Genomic DNA, 22,084 nt, shown 5'->3' on the forward strand with positions numbered 1-22,084 from the left:
TCGAGTATGCCCAGCGCGACCCGATGCTTCAGGCGGCCATCACAGGCACCGTGGCCAGCGAAGGGGCCTGCTTGCGCCGCTCGCGCGTCGGGGCGGTGCCGAACGCGTCGCGATAGCTCTTCGAGAAGTGGCAGGCGGACTGGAAGCCGCAAGCCATCGTGATGTGCATGATCGACATATCCGTTTGCAGCAGCAGCTCGCGGGCGCGCCGCAAGCGCAGCGTCAGATAGTAATGGGTGGGCGTCATTCCGAGATGCTCCCGGAACAGGCGCTGCAATTGCCGTTGCGACATGCCCGCAAGACGCGCGAGTTCTTCGCGCGAGAGCGGCTCTTCGATGTTGTTCTCCATCAGCGAGATCACTTCGAACAGCGACTTGTTGGCCGAGCCGAGCCGCGCGACGAGCGGCATCTTCTGTTGCGCGCTGGTGTCGCGCACATGTTCGACGATGAACTGCTCGGCGATCTGCGTGACGCGTGCGGTGCCCACACGCGGCGCGATCAGGTTCAGCATCATGTCGAGCGGCGCGACGCCGCCCGTGCAGGTGACGCGATCGCGATCGATGACGAATAGCTCTTTCAGAAAGCGCGTATCGGGAAACTCCTCCTTCAGCGCCGACATGTTCTCCCAATGAATCGCGCATGCATAACCGGCCAGCAAGCCGGCGCGCGCGAGCGCATAAGTGCCGGTGCACAGGCTGCCGAGCACGCTGCCCATGCGCGCGAAGCGGCGCAAGGCGGACAAATGAGCAGGCGTGGTGGCGCGCTGCACGTCGATGCCGCCGACCACGAACACGATATCCGGCTGGCCGACGCATTCGACCGGCCCGGTGTCGACCGACAGACCGTTGCTCGCGGTAACCGGCCCGCCTTCCGGGCTCACGATCGACCAGCGGTAAAGCGTCTGCCCCGTCAGGTAGTTCGCCATGCGCAGCACTTCGATTGCGTTGGTGAACGCGATCATGGTGAAGTTGGAAACCGGCATGAATGCGAAGTGCGACAACGACGCCGTGCGATCGGTGGACATGGGAGGAGTGATTCCTTCGAATCTGTGTAATGTCGCGTCGCCGTGGGGAGCGGCGACTCATGCAATTTTGAGTACGAGTGCAACTACCGTGCCATCAGGCTAAACCCCTGGTTGGCATCAGGAAGCTCGGATAGCTAAACAAATGGGCCCCACAACGGCGCCGTCATCGACGCCGTTGCACTCGAACGGCGCACGACGATCAACCGCAGTGCAGCAAAAGGCGTCGCATTTTTTAAGCGCTTGCCAGGCGACGATGCCGGGGAAAGTGACAGGGCTTTGCGCGGCGCGCGCACGCCGACTTGTGGAAAAAGGACGCGCATGGCGGAAAAGGCAAAGAACGCGTCTGAATTCGTAAATTGGCGCGCTGCCCGAGCGTCAAGAATAGACGCAATACAGACCGGTGGCGGCACTGCGCAAGCGCCGCCGCCGGCGCTCGGTCAACGATCCCACGGACCCTCCATGCCAAACCCGAATCCTTTTTTCGAAGACTCGCTGGCCACGCGCGATAAGGCCGTGCGCGGCGCCGTACTGAAAGAGCTCGAGCGTCAGCAGTCGCAAGTCGAACTGATCGCGTCGGAAAACATCGTGTCGCGCGCAGTTCTCGAAGCGCAAGGCTCGGTGCTGACCAACAAGTATGCGGAAGGGTATCCGGGCAAGCGTTACTACGGCGGTTGCGAATACGCAGACGTGATCGAGACACTGGCGCTCGATCGCCTCAAGCAGTTGTTCGACGCGAAGTATGCCAACGTGCAGCCGCATTCGGGCGCGCAGGCGAACGGCGCGGTGATGCTGGCGCTGACGAGGCCGGGCGACACGGTGCTCGGCATGTCGCTCGACGCGGGCGGCCATCTGACCCATGGCGCGAAGCCGGCACTCTCGGGCAAGTGGTTCAACGCGGTGCAATACGGCGTGGATCGCGACACGATGCTGATCGATTACGAGCAGATCGAGGAACTCGCGCAACAGCACAAGCCCACCTTGCTGATCGCCGGCTTTTCCGCTTATCCGCGTGCGCTGGATTTCGCCCGGCTGCGTGCGATTGCCGACGGCGCCGGAGCGAAGCTGATGGTCGATATGGCGCATATCGCCGGTGTGATCGCGGCGGGGCGTCACGCGAACCCCGTCGAGCATGCGCATGTGGTGACCTCGACCACGCACAAGACCTTGCGCGGTCCGCGCGGCGGCTTTGTGCTGACGAATGACGAGGAGATCGCGAAGAAGATCAACTCGGCGGTGTTCCCCGGCTTGCAGGGCGGCCCGCTCATGCACGTGATCGCCGGCAAGGCGGTCGCGTTCGGCGAGGCGCTGGAGCCCGGGTTCAAGACGTATATCGACAACGTGCTCGCGAATGCGCAAGCGCTCGGCGAAGTGCTGAAGGCGGGCGGCGTCGATCTGGTCACGGGCGGCACCGATAACCATCTGCTGCTGGTCGATCTGCGGCCCAAGGGTCTCAAGGGCGATCAGGTCGAACAGGCGCTGGAGCGCGCGGGCATCACCTGCAACAAGAACGGCATTCCGTTCGATACCGAGAAGCCGACGATCACGTCAGGCATTCGCCTCGGCACGCCGGCGGGCACCACACGCGGCTTCGGCGTGAGCGAGTTTCGCGACATCGGGCGGCTGATCGTCGATATGCTCGACGCGTTACGCGAGCAACCCGAAGGCGACGCCGCCACCGAACAACGCGTGCGCCGCGAGATTTTCGCGCTGTGCGAGCGCTTCCCCATTTACTGAGAACGCCTGGAGCAAACGATGAGTACGTTGCACGAGAACAGCATCATCATCGACGGTCTGAACATTTCGAAGTTCGAGCGCTCGGTGTTCGAGGATATGAGAAAAGGCGGCGTGACCGCGGTGAACTGCACGGTGTCGGTCTGGGAGAGTTTTCAGAAGACCGTCGACAACATCGCCGGGATGAAGCAGCAGATTCGCGAGTACGGCGAGATTCTCACGCTCGTGCGCACCACCGACGACATCTTGCGCGCGAAGAAGGAGAACAAGACCGGCATCATCTTCGGATTCCAGAACGCGCATGCGTTCGAGGACAACCTCGGCTATATCGAAGCGTTCAAGGATCTCGGCGTGAACGTGGTGCAGCTTTGCTACAACACGCAGAACCTCGTGGGCACCGGTTGCTACGAGCGCGATGGCGGGCTGTCCGGTTACGGACGCGAAGTGATTCAGGAGATGAACCGCGTCGGCATCATGGTCGATCTTTCGCACGTGGGCGGCAAGACGTCGTCCGAAGCGATTGCCGCCTCGAAGAAGCCGGTGTGCTATTCGCATTGCTGCCCGTCGGGGCTCAAGGAGCATCCGCGCAACAAGAGCGACGATCAGTTGAAGGAGATCGCCGACGCGGGCGGTTTCGTCGGCGTGACGATGTTCGCGCCGTTCCTCAGGCGCGGCCCGGATGCGACCGTCGACGACTATATCGAGGCGATCGACTACGTGGTGAATCTGATCGGCGAAGACCAGGTGGGCATCGGCACGGACTTCACGCAAGGCTATAGCACCGAGTTCTTCGACTGGATCACGCACGACAAGGGCCGTTATCGCCAGTTGACGAATTTCGGCAAGGTCGTGAATCCCGAAGGCATTCGCACGATCGGCGAATTTCCGAATCTGACCGCGGCGATGGAGCGCGCAGGCTGGGGCGAGACGCGCATCAAAAAGATCATGGGCGAAAACTGGGTGCGGGTGTTCGGCCAGGTCTGGAAAGTCTGAGCCGGTGTGCCAATCCATCGTACATAAACAAGCGGAGCCGCCACATGCAACCCCAACTGCCTATCGACGTCGACGCGAACACCGGCGTCTGGACCACCGACGCGCTGCCGATGCTCTACGTGCCGCGTCACTTCTTCACGAACAACCACACCGCCGTCGAGGAAGCGCTCGGCCTCGACACCTACGCGGAGATTCTCTACAAAGCGGGCTACAAGTCCGCCTACTTCTGGTGCGACAAGGAGGCCAAACAGCACGGCATCAGCGGCATGGCGGTGTTCGAACATTATCTGAAACGCCTGTCGCAGCGCGGCTGGGGCATCTTCACGATTACCGAGGCCGATCCGTCGAGCTCGCGTGCGCGCATCGAATTGCATCACTCGTCGTTCGTGCTGGCGCAGCCGGAGAAGATCGGCAAGCTCTGCTACATGTTCGCCGGCTGGTTCGCAGGCGCGATGGACTGGGTCAACGACACCGCGTCCGATGCTGCGCGCAAGGGCCCGCCCTCGTATTCGAAAGAAGCGCGCTGCGCGGCCGAAGGCCACCATCACTGTGTGTTCGAAGTGTCGCCGCTGAAGTCCTGAGCGCGGCACACGGCAGCACACAGCAACAGCAGCACGGCAAAGCGCAACAAGCCTATCCATTCCGAGGTCGATCGCGATGCGTTACCCGAACCTTTTCAAGCCTCTCACGCTGAACACGCTGACCTTGCGCAATCGCATCGTCAGCACGGCGCACGCGGAAGTCTATGCGGAACCGGGCGGCCTGCCCGGCGACCGTTATATCCGCTACTACGAAGAGAAGGCGAAGGGCGGCGTCGGGCTTGCGGTGTGCGGCGGATCGAGCCCGGTGTCGATCGACAGCCCGCAAGGCTGGTGGAAGTCGGTGAATCTGTCGACCGACAGGATCATCGATCCGCTCGCACGGCTCGCCGAAGCGATGCACACGCACGGCGCAAAAATCATGATTCAGGCCACGCACATGGGACGCCGCTCGGCGTTTCACGGCGAGCACTGGCCGCATCTCATGTCGCCTTCGGGGGTGCGCGAGCCGGTGCATCGCGGCAACGCGAAGATTATCGAAGTGGAAGAGATTCGCCGCATCATCGACGATTTCGCGGCGGCCGCGAAACGCGTCAAGGATGCGGGCATGGACGGCGTCGAAATTTCGGCGGCGCACCAGCATCTGATCGATCAATTCTGGAGTCCGCGCACCAATTTCCGCACTGACGAATGGGGCGGCTCGCTCGAAAACCGTCTGCGTTTCGGCACCGAAGTGCTGAAGGCGGTGCGTGCAGCGGTAGGCGCGGACTTCTGCGTCGGCTTGCGCATGTGCGGCGACGAGTTCCATGAAGACGGGCTCGATCACGAACAACTGAAGGAAATCGCTCAGGCGATGAGCGAAACCGGCCTGATCGATTACCTCGGCGTGATCGGCTCCGGCGCTGACACGCATAACACGCTCGCCAACTGCATGCCGCCGATGGCGCTGCCGCCCGAGCCGTTCGTGCATCTCGCGGCCGGCATCAAGTCGGTCGTGAAGGTGCCGGTGATGCACGCGCAGAGCATTCGCGACGCGGGCCAGGCCGAGCGGCTGCTGGCGAGCGGCATGGTCGATCTGGTCGGCATGACGCGCGCGCAGATCGCCGATCCGCATATGGTCATCAAGATTCGTGATGGCCGCGAGGACGAAATCAAACAGTGCGTCGGCGCGAACTACTGCATCGATCGCCAGTACAACGGCCTCGACGTGCTGTGCGTGCAGAATGCCGCAACCTCGCGCGAAGCGACCATGCCGCATGTGATCGCGAAGACGCGCGGCCCGAAGCGCAAGGTCGTCGTGGTCGGCGCGGGGCCGGCGGGACTCGAAGCGGCGCGCGTCGCCAGGTCGCGCGGCCATGACGTGGTGCTGTTCGAGAAGAACGATTACGTGGGCGGCCAGATCATGCTAGCCGCGAAAGCGCCGCAGCGTGAGCAGATGGCGGGCATCGTGCGCTGGTTCGACATGGAGACGAAGCGCCTCGGGGTCGACCGGCGTCTCGGTGTCGCGGCCGACGAGAGAACCATCATGGCCGAAAAGCCGGACATCGTCGTGCTCGCGACGGGCGGGTCGGCATTTACATCGCAAGTGGCGGCGTGGGGTGTCGACGAAGGCCTCGCGGTCAGTTCGTGGGACGTGCTGGCGGGCAAGGTGGAGCCGGGCAGGAACGTGCTCGTGTACGACGGCGTCAGCACGCATGCCGGGGCGGGCGTCGCCGATTTCATGTCGAGCCGCGGTTCCCACGTCGAGATCGTAACGCCGGACGTGAAGGTCGCCGACGACGTCGGCGGCACCACGTTCCCGATCTTCTACCGGCGTCTCTATGCCCAAGGCGTGATCCATACGCCGAACTACTGGCTCGACAAGGTCTACGAGGAGGACGGCAAGAAGATCGCCGTGATCCGCAACGAGTACACCGAGGAGCAGGAAGAGCGTGCGGTCGATCAGGTAGTGATCGAAAACGGCAGCACGCCGAACGACCGGCTTTACTGGGCGCTCAAGCCGGAGTCGTTAAACCGCGGGCAGGTCGACGTGCACAAGCTGTTCGCGTCCGAGGCGCAGCCATCGCTCAGCGAAGAACTCGGCAATGGCCGCTTCCTGCTGTTCCGTGTGGGCGACTGCATTTCAATGCACAACATTCACGGCGCGATTTACGACGCGCTGCGCCTTTGCAAGGATTTCTGACGATGAGCCCCGTGTTTGTCATCACCGTGCTGCTGTGGATGTCGCTCGCGGGCCTCGCGTTTGCGCTCGCCAAACGCGCGGCGTACTGGCGCGAAGGCCGCGCGACCGCAGCTGGCGCTTACGGCTGGTCCAATCTGCTGGCGATTCCCAAGCGCTACTTCGTCGATCTGCATCATGCAGTGGCGCGCGATCCGTATATCGCGAGGACACATGTGGCCACCGCGGGCGGAGCGATTCTCGCGATGGCGCTGGTATTCGTCAACTATGGTCTCGCGATCTACTCGCCGTGGCTCGACAAACTGATCTTCGTCGCCGCGCTCGTGATGCTCGTGGGCGCGGTGTTCGTCTGGCGCCGCCGCCATGGCGCGAGGGCGGTGCCCGCACGGCTCTCGCGCGGACCATGGGATCAGCTGCCGCTGCTGCTCGGCTCGTTCGCGCTTGGGCTTGCACTCTTCATCGGGTTGCCGGCGGCGGCCATGTCCGGCGCGCTCGCGGTACTCGTCGCGCTGCTGATCGCGGCGGGCGCCTTCACAATGACGTTCGGCGCGGCGCGCGGCGGCCCGATGAAGCATGCGCTAGCCGGTCTGCTGCACCTCGCGTTTCATCCGCGCCAGGAGCGCTTTGCCGAGCGCAATGACAACGACGTCGTGCCGCCCACTGCACTGAAAGTGCCGCTGCTCGATGCGAAGGAATACGGCGTGGGCAAGCCGGTCGAATTTCGCTGGAACCAGTTGCTCAGTTTCGATGCATGCGTGCAATGCGGCAAATGCGAGGCGGCATGTCCCGCGTTCGCTGCGGGCCAGCCGCTCAATCCGAAGAAGCTGATTCAGGACCTGGTGACGGGCATGGTCGGAGGCACCGATGCCGGCTACGCGGGCAGCCCGACGCCCGGCATCGCGATCGGCAAGCATGCCGGTGCGCCCGCGAAGCCGCTGATTTCGAGCCTGATCGAAGCGGATACGCTGTGGTCCTGCACGACCTGCCGGGCCTGCGTGCAGGAGTGCCCGATGCTGATCGAGCACGTCGACGCGATCGTCGATATGCGGCGCAATCAGACGCTGGTCGAAGGCATGGTGCCGGGCAAGGGGCCGCTCACGCTCGCGAATCTGCGTGAGACCGGCAGCGCCAACGGCTACGACATCGGCGTGCGTTACGACTGGGCGGTCGATCTGCAGGTGCAGGTCGCGCAGCCGGGGCGTCGTGTGGACGTTCTGTTGATCGCCGGCGAAGGCGCGTTCGACATGCGCTATCAGCGCACGCTGCGTGCTTTGGTCAAGGTGCTGAACCGCGCGGGCATCGACTACGCGGTGCTGGGCGGCGTCGAAACCGATACCGGCGACACGGCCCGGCGTCTCGGCGACGAAGCGACCTTCCAGCAGCTCGCGCACAAGCTGATCGGCACGCTTGCGCAGTATTCGTTCGGCAAGATCGTCACCGCCGATCCGCACGTGCTGCATAGCTTGCGCAACGAATATCGCGCGCTGGGCGGCTTCTATGAAGTGCAGCACCACACTGCGCTGATCGACGAGCTGGTTGCGAGCGGCAAGCTCTCGCCGCATGCGGTCGCCGCATACGCGCAACGCACGATCACCTATCACGACCCGTGCTATCTGGGCCGCTATAACGGTGAAACCGACGCGCCGCGCCGGTTATTGAAAAGCATCGGCATCAAGGTCGTGGAGATGGAGCGTCACGGCATGCGCGGACGCTGCTGCGGCGGGGGCGGTGGGGCGCCGTTGACCGACATTCCAGGTAAGCGGCGTATTCCCGACCTCCGCATCGACGATGCGCGTGCCACCGGCGCGGAGATCGTCGCGGTGGGCTGCCCGAATTGCACGGCGATGCTCGAAGGCGTGGTGGGGCCGCGTCCGGAAGTGCTGGACGTCGCCGAACTGGTTGCTGCGGCGCTGGAGTAACGCGATGAACACGCTCAAACGAATGGATCCGCGCCGCCCGTTCACGGTGACGGCGCAAGGACTCAAACGCATCACGCTCGGCGCAACCGGTGTCGCGGGCGCGATGGAATTCAACGTGCCTCTCGCGGCGCACGGCGAACAGCCGAAGCCGCGCCGCACCACGGCCGTGCCGCAACGCGTGCTGCTGGTGGCCGCGCACGCCGACCGTGGTGCGCTTGACGATCACGCGCGCCAGACGTTGGCCGGCGCGGCATTGATCGCCGATGCGAACACGGAAGTCGTACTGCTCGTTTTCGGCGAATTCACGCACGACGCCGCCGCGCTCGGCGCCGACAAATTAATCGTGTTGCCGATGTTCGAGCGCCGCACGTTCGCGCCGCTCGACGAATTGAACGCACTGGCCGCGTGCGTCGCGGCTTATGCACCGGCGCATGTTTTCCTGCCCGACAATGCGACCGGCGACGGCGATCTCGGCCGTCGCTATGCCGCGGCCGCGAACGCGAGCGTGGCCACGCACGTCGTCGAGATCGATGCGGCGCACGTGGCCGTTTATATCCGTGCGAATACGGCGCTTGCCGCACGCCCGTTGCCCGACGTCGTGTTGCTCGCGCCTGATGCGGTCGAGGCGAAGCTGCCGTTCAGCGGGGCAGGCGAGCGGGTCGTGTGGCGTTTCGACGGTGACGCCGTGGCGTCGAAAAGCGCCGTGCGCGATCTCGGTGTCGACGAAATCGATGCGGCGCAACTCGCGCTCGAAGAGGCGGATTTCATCGTGTCGGCCGGCAACGGCGTAAGCGACGTGCCCGCGTTCGAACGGCTGGCCGCCACGTTGGGCGCGGCAATCGGCGCAAGCCGCGTCGCCGTGGACGACGGCAAGTTCACCCGCGACAAGCAGATTGGCGCGACCGGCAAGACCGTCGAGGCGAGCGTCTATATCGCGTTCGGCATTTCCGGCGCCGTGCAGCATCTGCAGGGCATCAAGGATTGCCGGCACGTGATCGCCGTGAATCTCGACGCCAGCGCGCCAATCGCGAAGCGCGCGAATCTGACCGTGATCGCGGATGCGCGCGAAACCATCGCGGCCCTCAATGAAGCGGTGGCCGCGGCACGTAGCGCGCGGGGCACGGGTGCCGCCTTGCTCAATTCGACCGCTGTCGCTGAAGGAGTGCTCGCATGAAGATCGCCGTGCTGGTTTCGGTCGGCCGCCATCCGGTCAGCGGCACGGCGCGCTATAGCCGCAACGACGCAGCCGCGCTAAGCATCGCGCTATCGCTCACCAAAGTACACGGCGCGACGCTCGACGTGCTGCACGCGGGCGATCCGTCGAGCCCTGCGTTGCGGGAGTATCTGGCGCTCGGCGCACGCTCGGTCGAGGTACTCGAAACTGCCGCCGCGCAGGCGCAAGCGCAGGCGGACGCAGCGACGCTGCTCGCCGCGCGCCTGCAAGGCTACGACCTCGTGTTGACTGGCACGCGCGCGGAAGGCGCGTTCGATAGCGGCATGCTGCCGTATCGGGTTGCTCACGCGTTGGGGATGCCGCTCGTCGGTGCCGCCGTCGACGTGAGCGTGCGGGACCGTTGCGCGCAAGTCAGGCAATTCATGCCGAAGGGTTTGCGCCGGCGCGTCGAAGTTCGACTGCCCGCGCTGATCGCGGTGCATCCGCTCGCCAATGCCGCGCCGACTTACGCGTATGCACGGTTGCGCGAAGGCTCGATCGAGCGGAGCGTGCCGCAAGCCGCAGCAGATGCGCATGCCGGCAATTCCGACGACCTTGCCTGGACCATCCGTCCCGCTACCGCCAAACCAGTGCGTCTCGCCGCCGCCGAAAAGCGCTCGGGCCATGCCCGCATGCTCTCGGCGACCACGACCGAAAGCCGCGGCGGCAGCGTCGTAATTGAAGGGAGTTCCGTCGAAAAAGCACAAGTGATTCTCGCGTATTTGCGCGAGCATCAACTTGTGGATTACTGAATTCCGGTTCGGGCCAGCATGCGTCCAGGAGGGCCTGGCGCGGCGCCAGACGTGACATTGCAACGGAGCACACAATGAAAGTTTCGGCAGACGTTCGCGCGATGATCGAACGCCGCAAGAGGAATTACACGCTGGAAGCGCCGTTCTATACGAGCGAAGCCGTCTTCGCGCTCGACATGGACGCGATTTTCCGCCAGCACTGGATTCAGGTCGCGGTCGAACCCGACGTGCCGGAACCGGGTGACTACATCACCGTGGAGATCGGCCGCGATTCGATTCTGATCGTGCGTGACGACGACATGCAGGTGCGCGCGTTTCACAACGTGTGCCGCCATCGCGGCGCGCGTCTGTGCAATCACGACAAAGGCTCGCTCGGCAATATCGTGTGTCCGTATCACAGCTGGACGTACAGCCTGAACGGCGAGCTGATGTTTGCCGAACACATGGGCGAGCAGTTCGACCGCTGCAAGCATAGCCTGAAGGCGGTACACGTCGAGAATCTCGCAGGGCTGATCTTCGTTTGCCTCGCCGCGCAGCCGCCCGCCGACTTTGCCGTGATGCGCGTCGCGATGGAGCCGTACTTGCGGCCGCACGATCTGGCCGGCTGCAAGATCGCGGCGCAGATCGACATCGTCGAAGAGGGCAACTGGAAACTCACGATGGAGAACAATCGCGAGTGCTATCACTGCGTCGCGAATCATCCGGAATTGACGATTTCGCTGTACGAGTACGGCTTCGGCTATCAGCGCACCCCGGCCAACGAAGAGGGCATGGCCGCCTTCGATGAAACCGTGGCCCGCCGCACCGCGCAATGGGAGGCCATGCAGTTGCCGTCGGCGGAGATCGAGCGGCTCGCGGATCTGGTCACCGGTTTTCGCACGCAACGTTTGCCGCTCGATCGCGACGGCGAATCGCAGACGCTCGACGCAAAGATCGCCTCGAAGAAGCTGCTTGGCGGTTTCGAGCAAGCCGATCTGGGCGGCCTGTCGTTCTGGACCCAGCCGAATTCGTGGCATCACTTCATGAGCGACCACATCGTCACTTTCTCGGTGATTCCGCTTTCGGCCGGCAAAACGCTGGTGCGTACCAAGTGGCTCGTCCACAAGGATGCACGCGAGGGCATCGATTACGACGTCGACAACCTGACCGCGGTCTGGCGTGCGACCAACGATCAGGACCGCGCGCTCGTCGAGTACTCGCAGCGCGGCGCAACCAGTAGCGCGTATGAACCGGGGCCGTATTCGCCGTTCACCGAGGGCCTCGTCGAGAAGTTCTGCGAGTGGTACATCGGCCGTCTCGCGGCTTACGGCGACGCCGCGCAAACCGATGACACCGGTGCCGCCGCGCCGGTTTCGCACGGCGAAAAAGTCGTGTCCTTCATGCGCTGAGCGCGACACCGCAAACAGGAGCGGGAGAAAAACATGATGCGCGATCAGGCGACGTTTCAGCCCGGCACCAAGCCGCCCATTCCCCGCGCCGCGAGCCGTGTCACGCAGCCGCGTTTCTGGGAGGCGCTGCCCGCGCGCTGGAATAGCGACGCCGACGATACGCTGGTGTGCTGCCAGGTGCGCGACGAAACGCACGACGTGAAGAGTTTTTTTTTCCGCGCGCCGTCCGAGCGGGCATTCGTGTTCGAGCCTGGGCAGTTCTTGACGCTGGAACTGGAGATCGACGGCGAAGCGATCAATCGCTGCTATACGATCTCGTCGCCACCGACGCGGCCGCATACGATTTCGATCACGGTCAAGCGCGTGCCGGGCGGCAAGGTGTCGAACTGGCTGCACGACAATCTGCAGCCGGGCATGCAGGTTCGCGTGCTGGGCCCGTCCGGCGAGTTCACCTGCGCGCGCCATCCGGCGCGCAAGTTCCTGTTTCTGTCGGCAGGCTCGGGCATTACGCCGCTGATGTCGATGAGCCGCGCGCATCACGAACTCGGCGAGGATAGCGACATCGTGTTCGTGCACAGCGCCCGCACGCCGGACGACATCATCTTCGCGCGCGAACTCGATCTGATCGCGTCGAATCAGGCGCATTTCCGTACCGCGTTCGTGTGCGAGCGCGTCGGCGCACGCACGAACTGGCCCGGCGTGACCGGTTTTCTGACGTTGCCGCTGCTCAAGCTGATTGCACCGGACTTTGCGGAGCGCGAGATCTTCACGTGCGGGCCCGCGCCGTATATGCAGGCGGTGCGCGAGCTGCTGGACGAGGGCGGTTTCGATCGCAGCCACTATCACGAGGAAAGTTTTTCGTTTGAAACGGTGGGCGAAGTCGCGGCGCAGCTGACTACCGCCCCTATCGCGGATGCGTTGCATCATGCGGGCGCGTCTGATATGACGGAGTGTTTTGTCGAAGCGGGTGCCGAAGCTGCCGGCTTCGAGCCGGCACCCGCGCCGGTCGAAACGGAAACGCGCTTCAAGGTGAACTTTGCCAAAAGCCATCGTGAGATCGAATGCGGCAGTGACCAGCATGTACTCGATGCGGCGAAGAAGGCGGGCGTACGGCTGCCTGCGTCGTGCACGCAGGGCATGTGCGGCACCTGCAAGGTCAAGCTCGTATCCGGTGAAGTCGTGATGAAACACGCCGGCGGGATCCGTCAGCGCGAAATCGATCAGGGCATGGTGCTGCTGTGCTGCAGCAAACCACTTACCGATCTCGTCGTCGAGAAGTAAGACGAGAAGTAAGACGAGAAGTAAGACGAGAAGTAAGACGAGAAGTAAGACGAGAAGCGCGCGCAAATGCGCTCGAAGTCGCATGCGGACAACTGGATGTCGCAAAACAACGCTACCCGGCAATTCTGGCTGGCGATTCTAAATGCTCAATGGGTCGTACGACGGCAACTGGCAAACGGGAGAATGGCGATGAGACTGATCAGAAAGATATTCGTGGCGAGCGCATTGAGCGCGGCGCTGACGGCCAGCAGCGTGAGCGTGTCGGCCGATACGAAGCCGACCATCAAGATCGGTTACGTGGAGGGCTGGGACGATAGCGTCGCGACCTCTAACGTGGCCGCGCGCGTGATCGAAAAGCGCCTCGGCTATCAGGTGCAACTGGTGCCGGTCGCCGCCGGCGTGATGTGGCAGGGCGTGGCGCGCGGCGACCTGGACGCGACGCTGTCCGCATGGCTGCCGGTCACGCATGGTGCTTACTGGAATAACTTCAAGGAGAAGGTGGTCGACCTCGGTCCGAACTTCAACGACGCGAAGATCGGCCTGATCGTGCCGGACAACGCGGATGTGAGAACCGTCGGCGACCTCGAAGCGAAGAAGGCGGAGTTCGGTTCGCGCATCGTCGGCATCGATGCCGGCGCCGGCGTGATGCAGAAAACGAGCGAGGCGATCAAGGCCTACGGCCTCGACTATCAGCTGATGCCCAGTTCGGGCAGCGCGATGACCGCCGAACTGGCGCGCTCGGAAGCGGCGAGCAAGCCGATCATCGTGACCGGCTGGAAGCCGCACTGGATGTTCGCGAAGTACAAGCTGAAATTCCTCGACGATCCGAAGAAGGTGTTCGGTGAAGCGGAACACGTGGACAGCGTGGTGAATCCGGAACTCGAGAAAAAGGCGCCGACGGTCGTGGCTTTCCTGAAGAAATTCCAATGGAAACCGGGGGAGATCGACAGTGTGATGCTGGCGACGCAAAATGGCGAGAAGCCGACCGCCGCCGCCGATGCGTGGATCGGTGCGCACGGCGATCGCGTGGATAGCTGGGTGAAGTGATTGAACGTGTGCGCCGTATGGACGCATCGCCGCCTGGTTGAAACGGCGATGCCGTCACGGATGTGATTCAAAAAAACGCCGCTTTTTCATTTGAGCGGCGTTTTCCGTTTACTTCTCCTTATTGCAGCACCACCGTCCGATCGCCATTGATGAACACCCGCCGCTCGACGAACGCCTTGACGGCTCGCGCGAGCGTGATGCATTCGACGTCGCGTCCGGTGGCAAGCAGCCGCTCCGGGCTATACGAATGATCGACACGCTCGACCACCTGTTCGATGATCGGGCCTTCGTCGAGATCGTCGGTCACGAAGTGTGCCGTGGCGCCGATCAGTTTGACGCCGCGCGCGTGCGCCTGGTGATAAGGCTTCGCGCCTTTGAAGCCGGGCAGGAACGAGTGATGGATGTTGATCGCGCGCGCGGCGAGCGCGCGGCTCGTTGCGCCCGACAGAATCTGCATGTAGCGCGCGAGAATCATCAACTCCGCGCCCGACGCCCCGAACAGGTCGAGCAGACGCGCCTCCTGCTGCGGTTTGGTATCGGCGGTGATGGGCAGATGGTGAAACGGCAGACCATGCTGCTGCGCAAGCGGTTCGAGATCGCGGTGATTCGAGCCGATGCCCACGATGTCCATCTTCAACTCGCCCATGCGCCAGCGGAACAGCAGATCGGCGAGGCAGTGTTCGAGCTTCGAGACCATGATCAACACCTTCGGCCGCGTGCCGACATCGTGCATCGCCCATGTCATGCGAAAACGCTCGGCGATCGGGGCGAACTCCCGTTCGAGCACGGGGACGTGCAGCGCCTCATCGTGCGCGACGCCGTGAAAGACGCAGCGTACGAAGAAGCGTTCGCTGAGGTCGTCGTCGAACACGGTCAGTTCGTCGATATAACAGTGATGCCGGTCGAGAAAGCCGACGACGGCGGCGACCTGACCCGCGGCGCTCGGACACGCGATGGTGAGAACCCGTTGAGCGGGACGGAAATCGGCGGACATGCGCTCTCCACTTGAACGATAGGGCAACGCCGCGGGGCGCGGCAGCCATCGTCGCAGTAGAGCAAACAGGCAGGGCTCGCGGATAGAAGCTAACCGCCGTCCCACTGGAACGGGAACGTCGGGCTCATGGCGCGGCGAGTTCGCACTCGTCGAGCAGCCACTGGCGGAATGCGTTGACCGCCGGCGTCGCCGCGCGTGGCGTGACGAGTCGATAACCGCGTTCGGTCACGACCGGCGTGTCGAACAGTTCGACGAGCTGGCCGGTTGCGAGCAGTTCGTCGATGAGCGGCGCCCAGCCCAGTGCGACGCCCTGGCCCATGATCGCCGCATGGGCCACCAGCGCGAAACTGTTGAACGTGATGCCGCCATGCGCGGCAGGTGCGTCCAGGCCGTGCGCGGCGAACCAGTCGGCCCACGACAGCCAGCGCGCCGGCTGGGTCGCCTCCAGATGCAGCAGCGGCAGGCTCGGCAGATCGGCTGGCGCGCCTACTGCCGGATGCGCGGCGCGAAAGGCCGGGCTACACACCGGCGTGACGCGTTCGGCGAAAAGCTCGATCGCGCCTCGTGCGGTCCAGTCCGCGTGCTGGTCGCCGAAGGTAATCGCGATGTCCGGCTGATCGTGCGAAGGATCGAACACATTCTGCGACGTGACGATCTTTACGTCGACGTCGGGCATTAGCGCCTTGAACTGCGAGAGACGCGGCATCAGCCAGTAGGTGGCGAAGCCGAAATCGGTCAACAGCGTGAGCGTTTGCGGCGAGCGCCGCGCACGGATGTCGGCGCTCGCGCTGCGGATCGTGTCGAGTGCGCTGCGCACCGCTTCGAAGAGGCGCACGCCGTCTTCAGTGAGGGTAACGCCGCGATGGCCGCGCTCGAAGAGCGGTGCACCGAGCGCTTCTTCGAGTTGCACGACGCGCTGGCTGACTGCGGGTTGCGTCGAACCCAATTCACGCGCGGCCGCACTGAAACTGGCGAGACGGGCGGCGGATTCGAACATGGTCAACGCCTGCATTGGCGGCAAGCGATCCTGCCTCGACATAAGCCCCCCTTATAGGCACATAACGATTTGCTGTCTTCACAGTGGCGAATTGACCGGCAATAGTGATGCTCGTGCCGAGCTCACCGGTTGGACTCCATGCCTGCATCAACCTTCTGCAATTCTATTCGAGGCGCGTCCCATGCTTGAAAGCGGAAAGAATATTCTGATTCTAATGGCCGACCAGATGACCCCGTTCGCGCTGGCCGCATATGGACATTCTGTGACGAAGACGCCCAATCTCGATCGTCTCGCGAAACAGGGCGTCGTATTCGAATCCGCCTATTGCGCGAGTCCGCTGTGTGCGCCGTCGCGTTTTTCGTTTCTATCGGGCAAGCTGCCGTCCGCGATCGGTGCGTATGACAATGCCGCAGAGTTTGCGTCGCAAACGCTGACGTTCGCGCACTATCTGCGTGCCGAGGGCTATCGCACCGTGCTGTCCGGCAAGATGCATTTTTGCGGCGCGGACCAGTTGCACGGTTTCGAAGAACGGCTCACCACCGACATTTATCCCGCCGATTTCGGCTGGACGCCCAACTGGGACGACGGCGAGGCGCGCCACACCTGGTATCACAACATGAGTTCGGTGATCGATGCGGGGCCCTGCGTGCGCACCAACCAGCTCGACTTCGACGACGAAGTCACCTTCACCACTCGCCAGAAGCTGTTCGACATCGCACGTGAACGTCATGCGGGGAAAGACACGCGGCCGTTCTGCATGGTGGCTTCGCTGACACATCCACACGATCCGTATGCGATTGCGCAAAAGTACTGGGACATGTATCGCGACGAAGAGATCGACATGCCAGTGCATCGCGATTCGCTCGACGAAGCCGACGCCCACTCGAGGCGCTTGCGCCACATGTGCGAAACCGATCTCACGCCGCCCACCGAGCAGCAGATCCGCCATGCGCGCCGCGCCTATTACGGCGCGATTGCCTACGTGGACGACCAGTTCGGGGCGATCCTCGATGCACTCGAACAGTCCGGGCTCGCGAAAGACACCGTGATCGTCGTCACGTCAGACCATGGTGAGATGCTCGGCGAGCGCGGCCTCTGGTACAAGATGACGTTCTTCGAAGGCGGCTGCCGCGTGCCGCTGATCGTGCATGCGCCGCAGCAGTTCGACGCGCATCGCGTGCAGGCGTCGGTATCGCACCTCGATCTGCTGCCGACGCTGGTCGAACTGGCGCGCGGCGAAGCACCGGCCGCGTGGCCCGATTCGCTCGACGGCCGCAGCCTCGTGCCGCATCTGCGCGGCACGCGCGGCGCTCACGACGAGGCAATCGGCGAGTATCTGGCGGAAGGCGCCATTGCACCGATCGTGATGGTGCGGCGCGGACGCTTCAAGTTCATTCATACGCCGGCCGATCCGGATCAGCTTTACGACGTGCAGGCCGACCCGCTGGAGCGCGAGAACCTTGCACCGCGAAGCGAATACGCGGCACAGGTAGCGGCGTTGCGCGAGGAAGTCGCCCGGCGCTGGGACCTCGCGGCGCTGCACGACCGGGTGCTGCAAAGCCAGCGGCGGCGCCGGTTTCACTTTGCAGCGACCACGCAAGGCTCGATCGCGTCATGGGACTGGCAGCCGCTCGTCGATGCGAGCCAGCGCTATATGCGCAATCACATCGATCTCGACACGCTCGAAGCGATGGCGCGCTTTCCCGCCGTTGCACGGTGACAATCATTTCTTGCGCTCTCCACAGGAAGCCAACATGATGAAAAAGCGCTTTGAACAGGCGGTATTCGGTGTGGCGGCGCTGTGCGCGAGCGTTGGCTTCGCGGCGGCCGCAGAGCCTCAATCGTGTACGCGCGTCAACATGGCAGGGCCCGGATGGAGCGACATCGACGCGACCAATGCGATGACGGGCGTGTTGCTGAAGGCGCTCGGCTACCAACAGAGCGTCGCGAATCTATCGGTGCCGATCACCTATCAGGGGCTGAAAAAAGGGCAGATCGACGTCTTCCTCGGCAACTGGATGCCGGCGCAGGCGCCGGTGGTCAAACCGTTCGAAGATGAAAAATCGATCGACGTCGTGCATTCGAATCTGCGCGACGCGAAGTTCACGCTTGCCGTGCCCGATTACGTGTCCGCCGCCGGCGTCCATTCGTTCGCGGACCTGGCAAAGCATGCGGACAAATTCGACAGCAGGATTTATGGCATCGAGCCCGGGGCGCCCGCGAATCAGAACATCAAGAAGATGGTCAGTGACAAGGTATTCGGACTCGGCAGCTGGCAACTCGTCGAATCGAGCGAGACAGGCATGCTCACGCAGGTCGAACGCGCGGTGCGCGACAGGAAGTGGATCGTGTTCCTCGCGTGGGAGCCGCATCTGATGAACACGAAATTCAAGCTGAGCTATCTCGATGGCGGCGACAAGTACTTTGGACCGAACTACGGTGGCGCCACGGTCAATACGGTGACGCGCAGCGGGTACGCCAGTGAATGCCCGAATCTCGGCCGTCTGTTCAGGCAGCTCACGTTCAATGTCGATCTGGAAAACGGCGTGATTACCGAAGTGCACGAGAAGAAGACTGGCGTCGACGCTGCTGCAACCGAGGCGTTAAAGCGCCACCCCGAACTGTTGAAGTCATGGCTCGACGGCGTGAGCACGGTCAATGGCGCGAATGGTTTGCAAGCGGTGCAAACTGCGCTCGGCGTGAAATAGCAGCGATATTCGCGGCGCATCTCAAGTCGCCGGGCGACAGATTCATGTCGCTTCCGCGCGAATCGTCATGAATCTGAACCCGTATTCTTGGGCTCGTCCGATTTAACGTTCGCAGATGCAGCGTGTAATGCCGCGCGTGCCTCGATTGCGCGCGGCATGCGTCGTTGTGTCTGGCGAAATACATAGGCAAAGAGCGGGGAGAAGCATATGAAAAACAGAAATGCGTGGGCTCTGTCGGCGCTCGCCATCGTGGCCGGCGCCGCCTGCGCGCCCACTGCCGTGCACGCGCAAAGCAGCGTCACGCTGTATGGCATTCTGGACGCGGGCGTTACCTATGTGAGCAACGCGGGCGGCTCCCACCAGTTCAAATTCGACGACGGCATTTCATATGGCAACCGCATCGGCCTCAAGGGCGTTGAAGATCTCGGCGGCGGCTTGCAAGCGGTGTTCGCGCTCGAATCGGGCTTTCATCTCGGCAATGGTCAACTGGCGTTCGGCGGCGCTCAATTCGGACGGCAGGCGTATGTGGGGTTGAAGAACAACTGGGGCACGCTGTCGCTCGGCAACCAGCTCGACATGACAGAAGAGTTCGTCTATCTGTACAACATCTCAGCGTGGGCGAGCGGCTATGCGATCCACCAGGGCGACTTCGACCGGATGAATGGCGACCGGCTGCCGAATTCGATCAAGTTTCTCTCGAATGACTTCTCCGGATTGACGTTTGGCGGCATGTACTCGTTCGGCAATACCGCGGGCGATTTCCATGAGAAGAGCGCGTGGAGTGTCGGCGCGCACTATGAGCACAACGCGTTCAACATGGGCGCGGCCTATACGCAGTTGAACGATCCGTACGGCATCTATGCGTTCGATCCATTCGCGATGCTCGGCGTGCATACTTTCCTCGGCCAGCCCACCGTCTCCGTCGATCCTGCGACGGGCGCGATAACGGATCTGTATAGCACGTCGTCTTTTCCGGTCGACCGGCAAGGGGCGTTGGCGATCGGCGCGGCCTACACGATCGGCAAGGTGATGCTCAGCGGCAATTTCACGTACACGACCATCAAAGGCTTCGGGCAGACTTCGCATATGCAGGTCTACGAAGGCGGCGCGGCGTACACGTTCACCCCCGCGCTATTGCTGTACGGTGGCTATCAGCACACGCGATTCGAAGGCAATCACTGGAATCAGGCCTCGCTCGGCCTGCATTACCTGCTGTCCAAACGCACCGACGTTTATCTGTCCGGCGATTATCTGCGCGCATCGGACGGCGTGAATGCGGTCATCGGCTATAGCTTCACGCCATCGAGTTCCCGCACGCAGGCCGATGTGCGGATCGGCATGCGGCATTCGTTCTGATACTGCGTTACGCGGGATCGGCAAGCCGACGCTTCAGCGTTTCGATCAACGCGCGCACTTTCGCCGGGGGATGGCTGGTGGGCGGGAAAACGGCCTGGATACTCGCGGCGTCGGCTGCCCAGTGCGGCAGTAGACGAATCAGCCGTCCCGTCTCGATGTCATTGCCGATAGAGAAATCCGTCAATAACCCGAAGCCGCCGCCCGCGAGTGTCGCTGCGCGGCACGCGTCGGCGGTGTTGACCAGAAACGCGTTTTCGCATCGCACGCTGTCCGTTGTGCCGTCGTCGCGCCGCAATTCGAGCGCCAATGGGTGCGGTAACACCGTCAATGCGCAAAAGGGCAACGCCGCCAGGTCGGCCGGTGTTCGCGGTGTGCCCCAGGTGTCGAGGAACGCCGGACTCGCGACGATCCATTTGACGAAACTGCCAAGTTTCACTGCCCGGTAATTCGAATCCGCCAGCCGACCCAGGCGAATCGCAACGTCGATATCGTCGGCGATCAGGTCCACGTATTGGTCGCTGCACAGCAATTCGACGTCGAGTTGCGGATGTTCGCGACGCAGTTCGACCAGTGCGGGCGCCACCACCAGTGCGCCGTAATCGATCGGCGAACTGACGCGTAACGTGCCGCGCACTGGCGCCGTCTCTCCGCTGACTGCGTTCAGCGCTTCTTCAGCCGCTCGCAGAATCTTCACGCTCGCTTCGTAGAACGCGCGGCCTGCTTCCGTCACGCCGAGCCGCCGCGTCGTGCGCACCAGCAGACTTGCGCCCACTTCCGCTTCGAGCCGCTGCATGTGCGTGCTGACCATCGTTTTGGCGAGTCCCAGGCGCGCGGCGGCAGCGGTTAGCGAGCCGGCGTCCACGACCGCGACGAAGATCGCGAGACGATTCAGGTTTACGTCACGTACGTCGGCCATGGTCGATTGTCCATCTTCGATTGAATGTGTTTCCGGGATTATCAGGCTTCCGCGAGCTACCGCGCGCGTCTATGCTGGCTACGTACCTCATCGAACTCCGGAGTCGGACATGCCTGCTGCCAAACCTGCCCAACCTATCCGACTGTATACGACGCTGCTGTCCGGGCATGGGCATCGGGTGAAGCTGTTTCTGTCACTGCTGGATCTGCCGTTCGAAGTCGTCGAACTGAACATGAAGGCCGGCGATAACCGCAAGCCGGAATATCTCGCGCTGAACCCGTTCGGCCAGGTGCCGACGATTCAGGACGGCGAGCTCACGCTGTTCGATTCGAATGCGATTCTCGTCTATCTGGCGAGGCGTTACGGCGATGGGTCCTGGCTGCCGGACGATCCGCCCGGCGCCGCGGCCGTGCAGCGCTGGCTCTCGCTTGCCGCCGGGCAGATTGCGTACGGACCGTGCGCCGCCCGGCTCGTGACGGTATTCGGCGCGCCGACCGATCATCAGAGCGCGAAGAACATCGCCGTCAAACTGTTCGACGTGATTGAACAGGAACTGGCTGATAAGGCTTTTGCGGCGGGCCATCATGTGACGATCGCCGACATCGCCGCGCATACCTACATTGCCCACGCGCCGGAAGGCGGTGTCTCGCTGCAAGCGTATCCGAACATTCGTGCATGGCTGCGTCGCGTGGAGGCGTTGCCGCGTTTCATTGCGATGCCGGCGACGAAGGCGGGTCTGCTTGCCGCGTGACCTGTGCTTGACTGTTGGCTGGAGGCCGATCATGTCCGCTTTTGTTCTACTAAATGGCTGGGGTGTCGACGCGTCGCCGTTCCACGCGGGCGAAGTGGCCGCGCAGCAACGCGCTGGGGTGACTAGCCAGGCGGAATCGGTTGGACGTCGCGCGATTCGGCGTTATATGCCGGAGCAGCATCGGCAGTTTTTTGCCGAGCAGCCGTTCATGGTGTTCGGCGGTGTCGATGCGAACGGTCAGCCGTGGGCGACGCTGCGGGCGGGCAAGCCGGGTTTCGTGTCGTCGCCGGATGCGA

At 63.1% G+C, this 22,084-nt stretch carries 18 protein-coding genes and 1 pseudogene; 15 read left to right on the forward strand and 4 right to left on the reverse strand.

The window, feature by feature from the left end:
- Window positions 1–28 precede the first annotated feature (28 nt).
- Window positions 29–1,024, reverse strand: coding sequence for a GlxA family transcriptional regulator (locus CIC12_RS13850; RefSeq protein ID WP_168664664.1), 996 nt, complete (start codon window positions 1,022–1,024; stop codon window positions 29–31).
- 459 nt (window positions 1,025–1,483) lie between these two features.
- Between CIC12_RS13850 and CIC12_RS13855 the strand changes: the two genes are divergently transcribed.
- The 10 genes from CIC12_RS13855 to CIC12_RS13900 all read left to right on the forward strand — a co-directional run bounded on the left by CIC12_RS13855 (window position 1,484) and on the right by CIC12_RS13900 (window position 14,066).
- A complete protein-coding gene (locus CIC12_RS13855; protein WP_168664665.1) occupies window positions 1,484–2,758 on the forward strand; it encodes a serine hydroxymethyltransferase in 1,275 nt (424 codons plus the stop codon).
- A gap of 18 nt (window positions 2,759–2,776) precedes the next feature.
- The gene (locus CIC12_RS13860) at window positions 2,777–3,748 is read left to right on the forward strand and encodes a dipeptidase (RefSeq protein ID WP_168664666.1); all 972 of its coding nucleotides are present in this window, start codon (window positions 2,777–2,779) and stop codon (window positions 3,746–3,748) included.
- A 44-nt stretch (window positions 3,749–3,792) separates the two neighbouring features.
- Entirely contained in the window at window positions 3,793–4,329 is a 537-nt protein-coding gene (locus CIC12_RS13865; RefSeq protein ID WP_168664667.1) for a DUF5943 domain-containing protein, read from the forward strand.
- 76 nt (window positions 4,330–4,405) lie between these two features.
- Window positions 4,406–6,469, forward strand: a complete 2,064-nt coding sequence (locus CIC12_RS13870; protein WP_168664668.1) for an oxidoreductase — start codon at window positions 4,406–4,408, stop codon at window positions 6,467–6,469.
- Window positions 6,470–6,471: 2 nt separating this feature from the next.
- Window positions 6,472–8,385, forward strand: coding sequence for a (Fe-S)-binding protein (locus CIC12_RS13875; protein WP_168664669.1), 1,914 nt, complete (start codon window positions 6,472–6,474; stop codon window positions 8,383–8,385).
- 4 nt (window positions 8,386–8,389) lie between these two features.
- Window positions 8,390–9,559, forward strand: coding sequence for an electron transfer flavoprotein subunit alpha/FixB family protein (locus CIC12_RS13880; RefSeq protein WP_168664670.1), 1,170 nt, complete (start codon window positions 8,390–8,392; stop codon window positions 9,557–9,559).
- Complete coding sequence (locus tag CIC12_RS13885; protein WP_168664671.1) at window positions 9,556–10,350, forward strand: electron transfer flavoprotein subunit beta/FixA family protein; 795 nt, start codon at window positions 9,556–9,558, stop codon at window positions 10,348–10,350. The genes CIC12_RS13880 and CIC12_RS13885 overlap by 4 nt, the downstream gene beginning before the upstream one ends.
- 74 nt (window positions 10,351–10,424) lie before the next feature.
- Window positions 10,425–11,738, forward strand: coding sequence for an aromatic ring-hydroxylating oxygenase subunit alpha (locus tag CIC12_RS13890; RefSeq protein ID WP_168664672.1), 1,314 nt, complete (start codon window positions 10,425–10,427; stop codon window positions 11,736–11,738).
- Window positions 11,739–11,771: 33 nt separating this feature from the next.
- Window positions 11,772–13,019, forward strand: coding sequence for an FAD-binding oxidoreductase (locus CIC12_RS13895; protein ID WP_168664673.1), 1,248 nt, complete (start codon window positions 11,772–11,774; stop codon window positions 13,017–13,019).
- Between the two features lie 189 nt (window positions 13,020–13,208).
- Window positions 13,209–14,066 carry a glycine betaine ABC transporter substrate-binding protein gene (locus CIC12_RS13900; RefSeq protein ID WP_168664674.1) on the forward strand — a complete coding sequence of 286 codons (858 nt, stop codon included), beginning with the start codon at window positions 13,209–13,211 and terminating at the stop codon, window positions 14,064–14,066.
- 118 nt (window positions 14,067–14,184) lie between these two features.
- On the opposite strand, the gene purU is transcribed toward CIC12_RS13900, so the two are convergent.
- Together purU and CIC12_RS13910 are read right to left on the reverse strand one after the other, a co-directional pair.
- Window positions 14,185–15,060 (reverse strand): formyltetrahydrofolate deformylase, encoded by an 876-nt coding sequence (purU, locus tag CIC12_RS13905; protein ID WP_168664675.1) that lies wholly within the window; start codon window positions 15,058–15,060, stop codon window positions 14,185–14,187.
- Window positions 15,061–15,184: 124 nt separating this feature from the next.
- Window positions 15,185–16,099 carry a choline sulfate utilization transcriptional regulator gene (locus tag CIC12_RS13910; RefSeq protein ID WP_168664676.1) on the reverse strand — a complete coding sequence of 305 codons (915 nt, stop codon included), beginning with the start codon at window positions 16,097–16,099 and terminating at the stop codon, window positions 15,185–15,187.
- Between the two features lie 139 nt (window positions 16,100–16,238).
- Here CIC12_RS13910 and betC point away from each other — a divergent pair, with 139 nt between their 5' ends.
- The 3 genes from betC to CIC12_RS13925 all read left to right on the forward strand — a co-directional run bounded on the left by betC (window position 16,239) and on the right by CIC12_RS13925 (window position 20,121).
- Entirely contained in the window at window positions 16,239–17,777 is a 1,539-nt protein-coding gene (gene betC, locus CIC12_RS13915; RefSeq protein WP_168664677.1) for a choline-sulfatase, read from the forward strand.
- Window positions 17,778–17,811: 34 nt separating this feature from the next.
- Window positions 17,812–18,765, forward strand: a complete 954-nt coding sequence (locus tag CIC12_RS13920) for a choline ABC transporter substrate-binding protein (protein ID WP_238812594.1) — start codon at window positions 17,812–17,814, stop codon at window positions 18,763–18,765.
- A gap of 207 nt (window positions 18,766–18,972) precedes the next feature.
- Complete coding sequence (locus CIC12_RS13925; RefSeq protein ID WP_168664678.1) at window positions 18,973–20,121, forward strand: porin; 1,149 nt, start codon at window positions 18,973–18,975, stop codon at window positions 20,119–20,121.
- A gap of 7 nt (window positions 20,122–20,128) precedes the next feature.
- Here the strand turns inward: CIC12_RS13925 and CIC12_RS13930 are convergent, their stop codons facing one another.
- Complete coding sequence (locus CIC12_RS13930) at window positions 20,129–21,037, reverse strand: LysR family transcriptional regulator (RefSeq protein WP_168664679.1); 909 nt, start codon at window positions 21,035–21,037, stop codon at window positions 20,129–20,131.
- A 109-nt stretch (window positions 21,038–21,146) separates the two neighbouring features.
- Here CIC12_RS13930 and CIC12_RS13935 point away from each other — a divergent pair, with 109 nt between their 5' ends.
- Window positions 21,147–21,788 carry a glutathione S-transferase family protein gene (locus CIC12_RS13935; RefSeq protein WP_168664680.1) on the forward strand — a complete coding sequence of 214 codons (642 nt, stop codon included), beginning with the start codon at window positions 21,147–21,149 and terminating at the stop codon, window positions 21,786–21,788.
- Window positions 21,789–21,819: 31 nt separating this feature from the next.
- Window positions 21,820–22,084 (forward strand): annotated as a pseudogene (locus CIC12_RS13940) (pyridoxamine 5'-phosphate oxidase family protein); the annotation flags it as partial.

It is taken from the genome of Paraburkholderia sp. SG-MS1 (assembly GCF_012275575.1).
GTDB lineage: Bacteria > Pseudomonadota > Gammaproteobacteria > Burkholderiales > Burkholderiaceae > Paraburkholderia.

Bases quoted from the DNA above. Each gene is read 5' to 3' on its own strand.
- CIC12_RS13850 (WP_168664664.1), bottom strand. From the start codon at position 1,024: ATGTCCACCGATCGCACGGCGTCGTTGTCGCACTTCGCATTCATGCCG.
- CIC12_RS13855 (WP_168664665.1), top strand. From the start codon at position 1,484: ATGCCAAACCCGAATCCTTTTTTCGAAGACTCGCTGGCCACGCGCGAT.
- CIC12_RS13860 (WP_168664666.1), top strand. From the start codon at position 2,777: ATGAGTACGTTGCACGAGAACAGCATCATCATCGACGGTCTGAACATT.
- CIC12_RS13865 (WP_168664667.1), top strand. From the start codon at position 3,793: ATGCAACCCCAACTGCCTATCGACGTCGACGCGAACACCGGCGTCTGG.
- CIC12_RS13870 (WP_168664668.1), top strand. From the start codon at position 4,406: ATGCGTTACCCGAACCTTTTCAAGCCTCTCACGCTGAACACGCTGACC.
- CIC12_RS13875 (WP_168664669.1), top strand. From the start codon at position 6,472: ATGAGCCCCGTGTTTGTCATCACCGTGCTGCTGTGGATGTCGCTCGCG.
- CIC12_RS13880 (WP_168664670.1), top strand. From the start codon at position 8,390: ATGAACACGCTCAAACGAATGGATCCGCGCCGCCCGTTCACGGTGACG.
- CIC12_RS13885 (WP_168664671.1), top strand. From the start codon at position 9,556: ATGAAGATCGCCGTGCTGGTTTCGGTCGGCCGCCATCCGGTCAGCGGC.
- CIC12_RS13890 (WP_168664672.1), top strand. From the start codon at position 10,425: ATGAAAGTTTCGGCAGACGTTCGCGCGATGATCGAACGCCGCAAGAGG.
- CIC12_RS13895 (WP_168664673.1), top strand. From the start codon at position 11,772: ATGATGCGCGATCAGGCGACGTTTCAGCCCGGCACCAAGCCGCCCATT.
- CIC12_RS13900 (WP_168664674.1), top strand. From the start codon at position 13,209: ATGAGACTGATCAGAAAGATATTCGTGGCGAGCGCATTGAGCGCGGCG.
- purU (WP_168664675.1), bottom strand. From the start codon at position 15,060: ATGTCCGCCGATTTCCGTCCCGCTCAACGGGTTCTCACCATCGCGTGT.
- CIC12_RS13910 (WP_168664676.1), bottom strand. From the start codon at position 16,099: ATGTCGAGGCAGGATCGCTTGCCGCCAATGCAGGCGTTGACCATGTTC.
- betC (WP_168664677.1), top strand. From the start codon at position 16,239: ATGCTTGAAAGCGGAAAGAATATTCTGATTCTAATGGCCGACCAGATG.
- CIC12_RS13920 (WP_238812594.1), top strand. From the start codon at position 17,812: ATGATGAAAAAGCGCTTTGAACAGGCGGTATTCGGTGTGGCGGCGCTG.
- CIC12_RS13925 (WP_168664678.1), top strand. From the start codon at position 18,973: ATGAAAAACAGAAATGCGTGGGCTCTGTCGGCGCTCGCCATCGTGGCC.
- CIC12_RS13930 (WP_168664679.1), bottom strand. From the start codon at position 21,037: ATGGCCGACGTACGTGACGTAAACCTGAATCGTCTCGCGATCTTCGTC.
- CIC12_RS13935 (WP_168664680.1), top strand. From the start codon at position 21,147: ATGCCTGCTGCCAAACCTGCCCAACCTATCCGACTGTATACGACGCTG.